Annotated in this window: 1 pseudogene; it reads left to right on the top strand. The window is 45.1% G+C overall.

The annotated features are described in order from the left end of the window. Positions 1–280 (top strand): annotated as a pseudogene (locus tag PGX78_RS02040) (hypothetical protein); the annotation flags it as partial. Between the last annotated feature and the right edge of the window lie 26 nt (positions 281–306).

Here is a 306-nt window from a genome sequence, read left to right as displayed (position 1 = left end):
GGCTCATTATGAAAGTCGCTTGGCCGAATGTGACAAAAAACTGGCGGCTGTAGCAGAAAAAAGAGGAACCGTCGTAGAGCGTTTGAGTGCCATGGCTAAGAACGAGGTATACTCAGAATTGTTACAGGAAAAGCAGTCTACCTGCGCCGAGCTTGATAAACTGATGGATGAATGGCTTACAGAGTTATATGCTCAGCATATGTTGCGTGAAGCTCAGTCATACTATGAACGTGTACGACAACCGGCAGTTATCAAAAAAGCAGGTGAGTGCCATGGCTAAGAACGAGGTATACTCAGAATTGTTAC

Origin of the sequence: Megasphaera sp. AF13-6AC, from assembly GCF_027685385.1 — a bacterium.
GTDB classification, from domain to species: Bacteria; Bacillota; Negativicutes; order Veillonellales; family Megasphaeraceae; genus Megasphaera; species Megasphaera micronuciformis.
The sequence above is the reverse complement of the archived record's forward strand: the minus strand, read 5'-3'. Positions and strand labels throughout refer to the sequence as shown.